We start from the raw sequence: 12,015 nt of genomic DNA on the forward strand, positions 1-12,015 counted from the left end.
GCAGAACCATGTCTCAATCAATTTGGCTCGCTATTGGGCTCGTTCTTATCGCTGAAGGGCTCGGCCCCTTGATTGCACCTAATGGCTGGAGAAACATGGTCGCGCAACTGAGCGAGCAACCAGACACCCAACTGCGCCGTATTGGCGGTTGTCTTGTGGTGGCTGGTGCCGTTATCGCTTTCATGACCTACCGTTAGGTTTTCTCAAAGTACGGAGCTGTCACTACGACTTCCCTCGAAGATTCAATGGTCACCTGCAGTCTTCTACGAATAGAAAACAAAAAGGCTCCCATTATGGGAGCCTTTTGATTTTTAGGTACTTCGCTAATTTAATGAATTAACGAATCAGCTTATTTTGCTGGAGCACCGCTTGCTTGATTCATGTATTGGAAGAAGTCTGTCTTCGGATCCAGTACTAGAATGTCGCTCTTGTCGCTAAATGATGTCTCATAAGCTTGCAATGAACGCATGAAGCCGTAGAACTCAGCATCTTTGCTGAACGCATCAGAGTAGATCTTCGCTGCTTCTGCATCCGCATCACCACGAGTGATTCGAGCTGTACGGTCAGCTTCAGCAAGAACTGTTGCCACTTCTAGCTCAGCTTGAGCACGGATAACTTCCGCTTTCTCACGACCTTGAGAACGGTGTCTACGAGCAACCGACTCACGTTCTGCACGCATACGACGGTAGATAGATTCACTGATTTCGTCAGGAAGGTTAATCTTCTTCATACGGAAATCAACAACTTCAACACCTAAATCAGCCATCGCACTTTCTGCCGTTCCAGACAAAACGTTTTCCATGATCTTATCGCGTTCGCCATCAACTTCTAGTGCTTCTGCAGCCGCTACCGTTGTGACGACTTCGCTATCAGCAGAGTCTGGCAGGATGTCCTTATTACGAGGACCTGACACGATTTGCTTAATTTCACGAGAACCAATTTCAGAACGAAGAACATCTGTCACTTTACGCTCAAGAAGTGCTTCTGCCGTCATGATATTACCGCCACCGGTACTCAGATAGAAACGTCCAAAATCAGCAATACGCCATTTTGCGTAAGTATCAATTAGAACGTCTTTTTTCTCTGATGTTACGAAACGGTCAGAACGGCCATCCATCGTTTGAATACGAGCATCAAGTACTTTTACGCGATCAAACATCGGTAGTTTAAAGTGCAGACCTGGTTCATAGATTCGTGATACGCCGTTGTCGTCGAGAACTCGACCAAAACGAATTACCATGCCACGCTCGCCTTCTTGAATCACAAACAGTGACATCAATAGAAGAGCAATCGTCACAACTAATACAGGGATCATTAATTTACGCATTATTAGTATCTCCCTTGGCGTGAACTGTCTGAACGAGTTTGAGTGCTAGGCTTAGGATCCGCTTGAGTTTCTAACTCAATTTGATCGTAAGTTGATGATGCTTTTGCAGGGCGAGTGCCCGACTGAGAACCACCTTGTGCGCCTAGCTTATCAATTGGTAGGTATAGCAAGTTACCGCTTGATTCAGAATCAATCAGGACTTTCGATGTGCTTGAGTACACTTTTTCCATTGTATCTAGGTACATACGGTTACGTGTTACTTCAGGAGCAGCTTGGTATTCAGGTAGCAGTTTCTCGAATTGAGCAACTTGACCTAGAGCACCATTAACTGTGCGCTCTGAGTAACCTACCGCTTCTTTCTTCAAACGCTCAGCTCGACCTGTTGCTTTTGGAAGAATGTCATTTCGGTAAGCTTCTGCTTCACGTTCAAAACGCTCTTCATCCTCACGAGCCGCGATAGCATCATCAAATGCATCTTTCACTTGCTCTGGTGGACGTGCTGACTGGAAGTTCACGTCAACAATCAGAATACCCATGTCGTAGCTATCAATAATACGGTTCAACGTTTCTTGAGTGCTTTGACGAATCTGCTGACGACCACTTGTCAAGATACTATCCATTAGTGAGTCACCAATTACCGCACGAAGCGCTGAATCGGTTGCTTGGCGTAAACTGTCGTCTGCATTCGTTACACGATACAAGTATTTGTATGGGTCAGAAACACGGTATTGAACACCCATTTCAACGGTCACAACGTTTTCATCTTTCGTTAGCATGGTGCCAGCAGCACGTAGAGAACGAATCGCTTGAACGTTTACCAGTTGCTCATCTTTGATTTCATCGATAAAGCGTGGGTGCCAGTTAAGACCAGGTTCCTCGATACGGTCGAACTGACCCAGTCGAAGTACTACTGCTCTTTCTGCTTCGCCAACGGTATAGAAACCAGCGAAGAACCAGATAGCAATCGCAATGACAGCAATGACACCAAAGCCAATCGCACCGCCACCACCAATAGATGGCCCGTTACCGTTGCCACCTTTTTTACCAAACTTGCCACCTAACTTTTGACTTAGTTTACTAAACACTTCGTCTAAGTCTGGCGGTCCTTGATCTCGGCCGCCGCGATTATTGTTCTTACCCCAAGGGTCGTTATCGCGGCCGTTATTATCGCCGTTGTTGTTATTTCCAGGCTCATTCCACGCCATTAGAAAGCTCCATCATTTGATATGACGTTATACTGTAGCAGTCTCTTTGGTAACGATAAAGCCACCTAAGAGCGCCCCTTCTCTTTTTTCAAGTTTAGACCAATCTATTTGTTGCATTCGGATATCTATCAACAAGTTACCATTTTCATCATACTCTTCTTGTTGAATACATTTCATCTCAAAGAATAAGCTACGAATACGGCCCTGATGTTGATGTGGAATACACAATCGGAATTGAACCATTTGACTTGCTAAACGCTCAGTTAAAGCTTCAAACAGCAGTTCAATGCCTTCTCCTTCCATTGCAGAAACCCAAACAGCGCGAGGTGCGCCCTCTTCGTCTCTTTCAATTCGAGGTTTTTGGTCTTCCATGCAGTCAATTTTGTTCATGACTACAAGGGTTGGCACTTCATGAGCATCGATTTCTTCTAATACTTCATGAACAGCCTGAATGTTCTCACGAAAGCGGTCATCACTGGCATCAACAACATGTAACAAAATGTCAGCTTCCTGCGTCTCTTGTAACGTAGCCTTGAACGCAGCGACCAAGTCGTGTGGTAGATGACGGATAAAACCTACGGTATCTGCGAGAATTGCAGGCCCGACATCTGCCAAATCAATCTTACGTAGTGTTGGGTCTAAGGTTGCAAACAGTTGGTCTGCCGCATAAACACCAGCACTTGTGATGCGATTGAAAAGTGTTGATTTCCCCGCGTTGGTATAACCAACCAAAGAAATTGTTGGGATTTCAGCTCGATTACGAGCACGTCGTCCTTGTTCACGCTGCTTAGCGACTTTCGCTAAACGACGTAATATTGCCTTTATACGGTCACGCAACAAACGTCGATCGGTTTCCAGTTGAGTTTCACCTGGACCACGAAGACCAATACCACCTTTCTGCCTTTCAAGGTGAGTCCAACCACGAATCAATCGAGTAGAGATATGACGAAGCTGAGCGAGCTCAACTTGTAGCTTACCTTCATGAGTTCGCGCACGTTGTGCAAAGATATCTAAGATCAAACCCGTGCGATCAATCACACGACATTTACACAATTGCTCGAGGTTGCGCTCTTGGGCAGGAGAGAGGGAGTGGTTAAAAATCACAATTTCAGCACCGGTCAGCTGAACAGCTTGTGCGATTTCTAGGGCTTTACCTTCTCCAACGTAGTATTTAGGGAGTGGGGATTGTCGGCTACCAGTAATCACTTGTAGCGTTTCTACCCCCGCTGAGGAGACCAGCATTTCACACTCGCTTAGGTCTTCCCATTCTCCCTCTTGCGTGAAGTTGATATGAACAAGTACGGCTCGCTCGCCGGATTCATAACGGTCAAACAAGCAACCAACTCCTTATTACAGCGCAAGCTGTATCAATTGAACGATTAATCTTCAGTCTTCTCAGGACGATCAGATGGCGCGCGTTGTTGCTCGCCGCTGTGGTGACTCACTGCACGAGCAGGAACCACAGTAGAAATCGCATGCTTGTAAACCATTTGGTTTACTGTGTTCTTCAATAAGATCACGAATTGATCGAAAGACTCGATCTGACCTTGCAGCTTGATGCCGTTAACAAGATAGATAGAGACTGGAATGCGCTCACGACGGAGTGCATTTAGGAATGGGTCTTGTAGCGATTGCCCCTTAGCCATTTTATTTTCCTTATTTATATTTTGTTGTAATTATTTAGCTAGTGGTGCACAAAAAGGTGCGGCCTTTGCATCTGAGCTAAACGAATAAAAAAACTCCGTTGTTATTGAAAGGCTGTGATTTTTAAAAGCCTCAACAACTGATCCTTTCCAGAGTATATTCACGCAAAAGCGATCACATTATACACAGCAATACTAATCAGATGCTATTGCATCTGAAAGAGTTTCTAACGCCTGTTCAATGTTTTCGCTATCCAACCAAGTTAAATCATCCCAACTGCGTAACCAGGTGATTTGTCGCTTGGCCAATTGACGGGTTGCGCAGACACCACGGAAAACCGCTTCGTCTAAATCGCAATTCCCATCTAAATAATCCCACATCTGCCTATAACCAACGCATCGGATCGATGGCAGTTCAGGGTGAAGATCTTCTCTGGCGTACAACGCTTTCATTTCATCTTCAAATCCCGCTTCTATCATCTTCTCGAAACGCAGCTCAATGCGGCGATGGAGTTCTTTCCTTTCCTTGGGAGCTATTGCAAATTGTTTTACACGAAATGGCAGGCTATCGCCTTTCGTTTGAGTTAGCTCTGTTAATGTTTTACCCGAAATTCGATAAACTTCCAATGCCCTTGAAAGCCTTTGTGGATCATTTGGGTGTATTCTTTCAGCGGATACGGGATCTATCTCTCTTAATTGATCATGCAATGCCTGCCAACCCTGTTCAATAGACTCCGCTTCAATCTGCTTACGAATCTCTTGATCCGCGGCGGGTAGTGGCGATAAACCTTCCAACAATGCCTTGTAGTAAAGCATTGTGCCACCAACAAGTAGCGGGATTTTACCTTCCGCTACAATCTTATTCATTTCACTGATCGCATCACGACGAAAGTCAGCCGCAGAATACGCTTCGCTTGGATCGAGAATATCAATCAAGCGATGAGGCGCGAGCGCGAGCTCTCCTGCATCCGGCTTAGCAGTACCAATATCCATGTCTTTGTAGATTAGCGCCGAATCGACACTGATGATCTCTACCGGGTATTTCTGACGCAAGCGGATAGCTAAATCTGTTTTTCCTGATGCCGTTGGGCCCATTAAAAACAACGCTAAAGGTAATTTTTCAGTCATGATATTTTGTATTTATTTCTCTGTTAGAGCTCTTAATTAAAAGGCTTCATGTCGCGATACACTTGTCTACTAAGAAAAGCCTCATCGCAACAGTTAAATCGTAAACAGCCGAAGCCGTAAATAAGCTTAATTTATCTAAAACTCAGCTGTGAAAATTCACCTGCAAACTAAGCCATAAAAGCAGCGATGGTTGCAGAAAAGTCGATAGGATTAACAAATTCGGGATCATCTAATGGAAGTAGACCATGCCAAAGTTGCTCAAGTTCCCCAACTAGTTGAACCGCTTCAGATAAAGTGTAGTCGTTTTTTACTTGTGCTGTCTGAATCCCGATCCAGTTAACCAGTAATGGTAACGTATCGCTAGAAAAGCTATGGCCTTGAGTTTCCGAGGCCTGAGCGTTTATTGAAGCCGCGTAAGATAACAGATCTGGGATCAAAATTTGTAAGTTTTGCTGCCTCAAAGGAGAAGGCACTCCCATCACCATTATCGCTTCGTTATTCCTAGCTTTAAGCTCGATACCAAGCACAGACAGTATTGGACTTAGCGCCTTAGCGACATCGACTAAATCAGCGCCTAATTTGATGGATAAAGGCACTAATAATGGTTGGCTCTTTAACTCGCCATCACGCGTATCAAGCTGGCCAACAACACGCAATAACTCAGCCTTAGCCAAAGAAACCAACACACTGCCGTTCTTATTACCCATCACCAAATACTGACGTTCCACAATCGAGACCGCTTTGCCCAAGTCCGTCACAGGTACTCTTGGCTTTAAATGAACAGGATTCTGTTGAGCAGACTTAGCTTCTTTATTTTCTAAGTTGTCTCTGGTTTCTACGGGTGCCACATGCTCGTGAGGTGAGTATGGTTCTCCAACTTGGTCATCAAAATCTGGCGTTTTCAGAAGCTCTTTATAGGCCTTCACTTCTCGCTTAGATGGAGCAGGCTCACCATGATGTTGGTGCGGCTCTTTTTCTTTTTTAGGTTCAGGTCGAGACTCTATCCACTCTTGGCGAGGCGAGCCTGTAAAACTGGTTTCGCGATCCGACGAGCCTCTGCTAGACGATGAACCTCGGTTAGCTGGTGAGCTATAACGCTGCCCACCATCATTAACGCTGTGCTGAGGGTTATCATAAACCTGTTCAGATTCGGCTTTTCTTGGGTAGGCTGGCGTTTGCTCAATAGCATATCTTTCACTATCAGATACTTGAGGTTGTTCTGAACTGCTCGGCATTATGCTTTCAGGCTCTGAGAAACTGGCAATCTCTCCGATACCCGGATTCGAGCTACCTTGCTGATGATGCATCACTTCTGACTGATGAAACGCAGACTGCTTGATCGGTGCTGCATCAATTTGTTTGCTTTGGGCTAAGCCATCACTCAAGGCTTGGTAGATGAAGTCGTGTACAAGGCGGGCTTGATGAAAACGCACTTCATGTTTTGCAGGATGAACATTCACGTCCACCTGATGTGGGTCTAGCTCGATGAACAACACATACGTAGCGAATTGGTCGGGGCGCAAGCTAGTTTCGTAGCTTTGACGAATCGCATGGTTGATGAGCTTGTCACGCATCATACGACCATTCACATAACAGTATTGCAGATCGCTTTGTTGTCTTGCTCCTTCAGGCGTGGTGATCCAGCCATGAAGTTTTAAGCCTTGATGCTCAAGTTCGATCTTAAGCATATGGCGAACAAAAGGATTGCCACATACAGCTGCGATGCGCTTTTCGGCTTGAACTTGTGTTTTTGCAGCGCGGTACTGACGAATCATTTTACCGTTATGACGAAGGTTAATCGTCACATCAAAACGGCTCAATGCAATGCGTTTAAGCAGCTCATCGATATGCGTGAATTCAGTTTTCTCGGTGCGTAAGAATTTACGTCGTGCCGGAGTATTGAAGAACAGATCCAATACCTCAACCGAGGTGCCAATGGGATGCGCTGCTGGCTGCAGTTTCACCTGCATATCACGACCTTCACTATGTGCAGCCCAAGCTTGATCCTGAGTCGTAGGGCGTGAAGTCATAGTTAGGCGCGCAACAGAGCTAATACTCGCCAGAGCTTCACCTCGGAAACCTAGGCTGACGATCGCTTCAAGGTCATCAAGAGTATGAATTTTAGAGGTAGCATGACGGCTTAATGCCAAGGCAAGCTCATCTTTAACAATGCCCTTGCCGTTGTCACGAACACGGATCATCTTAGCGCCACCTTTCTCGATATCGATATCGATACGTGTCGCACCAGAATCCAAACTGTTCTCAACCAACTCTTTCACAACAGAAGCAGGTCTTTCTACCACTTCACCCGCTGCGATTTGGTTAGCTAGCCGAGCTGGCAGTATTTTGATCGTCATATGTATAGCTACCTTACTGCCATTTATAGAAGCACCTCTCGCGTTTGAGATTGCTTCTATGTTCTAAACATTACTTCAACATTAGCCAACTATTTGTGCGGAATAATCAGCACTTGGCCAATGGCCAACTCATCGGAACGTAGTTTGTTTGCTTGACGGATACTGTTGACGCTCACGCCATATTTCGAAGCAATCTTGCCAAGATAATCACCTCTTGCGACTTTATGTTTACGTAGAGGTATATCTTTTACTTCAACCGTAATACGTAACTTTTGGCCTACTCTCACGGTTTCTGATTTCAAGCGGTTCTCACGTTTAATGCTTGCTACCGATACTTTGTAACGGCTAGCTATCTTGCCTAAGTACTCTCCAGACTTAACCGTGTGTGTCAGCGTTTTACGGCTTGTTGTGGTAGCCGCTTGTGAACCCGAGCTTGGAATTTTTAGAATTTGCCCTACCGCTAAGCTCGTCGACTTCAAACCATTCAACTTCAATAATGCTTGTGTAGACGAGCCGTACCTCTTCGCAATCACAGACAATGATTCACCACGCTGTACTTTGTGCTGACTGGTAGAGTTAGAAGATGCCGCCGCGTTAGAAATAACAATCCCTTCTGGTGGATTCGCTTTCAAATATTTAACGACCGCTTTGGTCACAGCCCGCGCAAGTTTGTCTTGATGCGAACGTTGGAAAAGAAGCTTCTCTTCGGTCGGATTCGAAATAAAGCCCGTTTCTACAAGTACCGATGGAATTTGTGGTGAACGTAACACTGCCAAGCTGGTGTTAATCGGCTTACTGTTATGCAGTTTTGCGACCTTACCCATTTCAGAGAGAATGGTCGTTGCCAGTTTGTAGCCCTCTTTTTGAGAGTGGCTAAACTGCAAATCAAGCAGGGTTTGGTTGACGTTTTTATCTGCAATATTGCCAGTAAACGCAGCACCGCTGCCGCCCAGCAATTCTGACTGCTTCTCTTTGTTCTCAATCCAACGGGAAATCTCAGTATTTGCCCGTCGAGTATTCAACACGAACACCGAACCACCTCTTGGTTGAGGCGTCGTAAAGGCATCGGCGTGAATAGAGATCAAGAGGTGTGCTTCGTTCTCACGAGCAATTGCAACACGTCTGTTCAGGTTTACAAAGTAATCAGCATTACGTGTTAAACGCGTTTTGATTCCCGGAACTGCATTCAACTGCGCAGCGATCTTTTTCGAAATACTAAGAGTCGCATTCTTCTCATATTTACGAGATGGGCCAATGGAACCAGGGTCTTCACCACCGTGGCCTGGGTCAATCACAATCAGAACATCACGCTGACGCTTAACTTGATTGAGGTTCTTACTCACTGTTGGCTTAGTCGGCGTTGATGTTGCTTTGCCTTTACTTGCCGCACCATGAGGCAAATCGATCACCAAGCGATGTCCGTACTGACCACCAGGAGTCGGACTGAGTTTAAACAACTCTGCTTTAGACGACTTCTTTAACTCAAAAACCAAGCGATAGGTGTTTTTGTCTGGCGGTGAGCTTTTACGAATCTTAGATAGAACGGGGCTGTCTTTCACCACGACCGGTAACTTAGTTGCAAGGTTGGTCTTTTTTAAATCAACAACCAAGCGACTCGGGCTACTCAGGGTGAAATAGCTGAAATCCGCTTCTGATTTTAAATCGATAACCACACGAGTTTCTTCTGGAGAAGGCCAAACCCTTAAACTCTTTAGTGAGTTTGCAGAAACAAGTGAAGAAAACAGTATAGAAAAAACAGCAGCCAACATAGCTACTGCTGAAATAAGGCGTCTAGAAATCAACATAACTCCAACTGACTAAGTAAGCGCTGTCCGTATTCACTGTTAGCGGTTAAAGAAACAATGCGGTGATCGTCTTGGTAACGAATATCAATATCCAAATCTGCTTCTGGTAGCATTCCATAACCTTTCTCTGGCCATTCAACCAAACAGATAGCATCTGGCGTGAAGTAGTCACGAATCCCCATAAACTCTAATTCTTCAGGATCGGCTAGGCGATAAAGATCAAAATGGTACACCTGCCAATCGGCAAGTTGATAAGGTTCAACTAGAGTATACGTTGGGCTCTTTACATTTCCTTGATGGCCAAGTGCTTTTACAAAACCACGACTGAAGGTCGTTTTACCTGCGCCAAGATCACCATGCAGATAAATAGTTGTCTGCTGTGAGCAAAGATTAGAAAGCTCCGTTCCTAATTGAATCGTTGCTTGTTCATCTTTCAAAGTAAATTGTTTCGTGCTCATGAATACGTTCTCTAAAAATCGATCGTTGACTATATAAAAATCAAAAGAACAAGAATAGTAAACCGTGATGCTTTTGGGAGACAAGCACTCAAGTGTAAGTTCTATGAAAAATACTGATCAAAACACGTCTGTTCTGGTCAATACCACTAAGATCCGTTAAGATCCGCCCCCATTTTTGCCGAACCTAATTTTAATTAGCCTTATCTCTAATTGTAAAACAGAGAAAATAAGAATTAAGAATTAAGCCATGAATCTAGACCATCTTGCTGAAAAAATTAAAATCTGGGGAAAAGAACTAGGCTTTCAAAAAGTTGGCATCTGCGATGTTGATTTAAGTGAACATGAAGCCCCTCTTCAAGCATGGCTAGATGCTGGCAACCACGGCGAAATGGATTGGATGGCTCGACATGGGATGATGCGTGCTCGTCCCAATGAACTTCACCCAGGCACCATTCGAGTGATCAGCGCCCGAATGAACTATCTACCACCAGAAGCTCAGTTTGCCTCTAACCTAAGCGATACCACTCAAGGTTATATCAGCCGTTATTCTTTAGGCCGCGATTATCACAAATTGTTCCGCAACCAGTTGAAAAAGCTGGGACAAAGAATCGAGAAGGAAGTCGAAGGTTTAGACTCACGTCCTTTCGTGGATTCAGCGCCCATCTTGGAACGACCGCTCGCTCAAAAAGCAGGGTTGGGCTGGACAGGTAAACACTCATTAATTCTTGATAAAGACGCTGGCTCTTGGTTCTTCCTAGGAGAATTGTTAGTTAACATACCTCTTCCAACAGATGAACCCAGTGTCGATGAGTGCGGCAAATGCACCGCATGTATCACCTCTTGTCCAACGGGCGCCATTATTGCTGATGGCGTAGTGGATGCTCGAAAATGTATCTCGTACTTAACCATTGAATATGATGGTGTGATCCCGGAAGAGTTTAGAGACGCAATTGGTAATCGTATTTACGGTTGCGATGACTGTCAGTTAGTTTGCCCGTGGAACCGCCATGCCGAACTCACTGAGCAAACAGACTTCCACCGCAGAGAAGACTTCCGAGAGGCAGACCTTGTTTCACTTTCAAGTTGGGATGAAGCGACCTTCCTAAAGAAGATGGAAGGCTCAGCGATAAGACGTATTGGACACACCCAATGGTTACGCAATATTTTTGTTGCTATGGGCAATGCGCCATTTCAACAACGCATTGTTGAAACACTGGAATCTCATCGAGGCAACAACGAAATGCTGGATGTGCATATTGAGTGGGCTTTAAATAAACAACTACAACAGTTACCCAATGCTAGCAGCATGCAAGAAGATAGCTCTACGCAGAAAAATAGTTGTGTGCAAAAAGATAGCAGCAAAATCCTCACCAAAAAGCACAGGCTAATACGCATCGTTGAGAAAGGGCTACCAAGAGACGCCTAGCCCTTTAGCCATCAACGATTGGCAGGTCAACCCACACCAACAACCCACCATACAACACAACTCGTTGCACATAATTTTCGAACAATGTTTGACCTTGTTCTCAATTCTAACAATGTGGAAAAAATTCAGAACTCTCGTAAACTTCCGACACCCACGTAAAGTTAAACACAGTACCGATAAATGATTAAGATCAAAAAACAACAAGTTAACGATCTTTTATCAAATTCAAGGTAAGCATTCAACCTGATAAAAAACAATGAGTTACGATCGGCACAATTCAGCTAATATACTGAAAACAAGAAAGATCTTTTAGAGAAATGTAAAGAATTAGGTCTGAAATAACTTTATCAACCAAGTTATCCACACTTGATACTTTGTGGATAAGTCTGTTTATAGATATGAAAAACCTCAAGTATCTGCTTCAGAGACCTGATGTTTACTAGCATTCTTGTTGCTAACAAAAATTTAAGACAAAAAAATATCCACCATAATGGAGGATTATTTGCTTTTTGGGGGGATTATGCTTCGCAGCATTAAAGAAAGAGCGTGACCGGTAAGGTCGTCTTTAAACACTGTGGTTTAAAGAGTTTTGTTTACCATGAAAAGTAAACTGGAGCGATACATCGGGTTCGAACCGATGACCTCAACCTTGGCAAGGTTGCGCTC

General features: G+C 44.6%; 10 protein-coding genes. 2 read left to right on the top strand and 8 right to left on the bottom strand.

The genetic code is table 11. The features are described from left to right. Positions 1 to 8 precede the first annotated feature (8 nt). Positions 9 to 197 (top strand): DUF2065 domain-containing protein, encoded by a 189-nt coding sequence (locus AB6D80_RS17265; RefSeq protein ID WP_009847884.1) that lies wholly within the window; start codon positions 9 to 11, stop codon positions 195 to 197. A 152-nt stretch (positions 198 to 349) separates the two neighbouring features. Here AB6D80_RS17265 and hflC read toward each other — a convergent pair whose 3' ends face one another. The 8 genes from hflC to tsaE form a co-directional block, all read right to left on the bottom strand. Next, complete coding sequence (gene hflC, locus AB6D80_RS17270; RefSeq protein WP_050647226.1) at positions 350 to 1,327, bottom strand: protease modulator HflC; 978 nt, start codon at positions 1,325 to 1,327, stop codon at positions 350 to 352. Positions 1,328 to 1,329: 2 nt separating this feature from the next. After that, complete coding sequence (gene hflK, locus AB6D80_RS17275) at positions 1,330 to 2,532, bottom strand: FtsH protease activity modulator HflK (RefSeq protein WP_017107434.1); 1,203 nt, start codon at positions 2,530 to 2,532, stop codon at positions 1,330 to 1,332. A 27-nt stretch (positions 2,533 to 2,559) separates the two neighbouring features. After that, on the bottom strand, positions 2,560 to 3,867 hold the full coding sequence (hflX, locus tag AB6D80_RS17280; protein ID WP_009847881.1) for a ribosome rescue GTPase HflX: 1,308 nt from the start codon (positions 3,865 to 3,867) through the stop codon (positions 2,560 to 2,562). Between the two features lie 44 nt (positions 3,868 to 3,911). Next, positions 3,912 to 4,178, bottom strand: a complete 267-nt coding sequence (gene hfq / locus AB6D80_RS17285; RefSeq protein WP_004735866.1) for an RNA chaperone Hfq — start codon at positions 4,176 to 4,178, stop codon at positions 3,912 to 3,914. A gap of 192 nt (positions 4,179 to 4,370) precedes the next feature. Further along, positions 4,371 to 5,303 (bottom strand): tRNA (adenosine(37)-N6)-dimethylallyltransferase MiaA, encoded by a 933-nt coding sequence (gene miaA / locus AB6D80_RS17290; protein WP_009847880.1) that lies wholly within the window; start codon positions 5,301 to 5,303, stop codon positions 4,371 to 4,373. Positions 5,304 to 5,470: 167 nt separating this feature from the next. Next, positions 5,471 to 7,660 (bottom strand): DNA mismatch repair endonuclease MutL, encoded by a 2,190-nt coding sequence (gene mutL / locus AB6D80_RS17295; protein WP_372189136.1) that lies wholly within the window; start codon positions 7,658 to 7,660, stop codon positions 5,471 to 5,473. An 89-nt stretch (positions 7,661 to 7,749) separates the two neighbouring features. Further along, on the bottom strand, positions 7,750 to 9,465 hold the full coding sequence (locus AB6D80_RS17300) for an N-acetylmuramoyl-L-alanine amidase (protein WP_017101857.1): 1,716 nt from the start codon (positions 9,463 to 9,465) through the stop codon (positions 7,750 to 7,752). Then, positions 9,459 to 9,923 (bottom strand): tRNA (adenosine(37)-N6)-threonylcarbamoyltransferase complex ATPase subunit type 1 TsaE, encoded by a 465-nt coding sequence (gene tsaE / locus AB6D80_RS17305; RefSeq protein WP_004735870.1) that lies wholly within the window; start codon positions 9,921 to 9,923, stop codon positions 9,459 to 9,461. The genes AB6D80_RS17300 and tsaE overlap by 7 nt, the downstream gene beginning before the upstream one ends. A 247-nt stretch (positions 9,924 to 10,170) precedes the next feature. On the opposite strand from tsaE, the gene queG reads away from it, so the two are divergent. Next, positions 10,171 to 11,349: a tRNA epoxyqueuosine(34) reductase QueG gene (gene queG / locus AB6D80_RS17310; RefSeq protein ID WP_029223845.1), complete on the top strand. Its 1,179-nt coding sequence runs from the start codon at positions 10,171 to 10,173 to the stop codon at positions 11,347 to 11,349. Positions 11,350 to 12,015 lie beyond the last annotated feature (666 nt).

The sequence above is a fragment of the Vibrio sp. 10N.247.310.17 genome (genome assembly GCF_041466605.1).
GTDB lineage: Bacteria > Pseudomonadota > Gammaproteobacteria > Enterobacterales > Vibrionaceae > Vibrio > Vibrio tasmaniensis_A.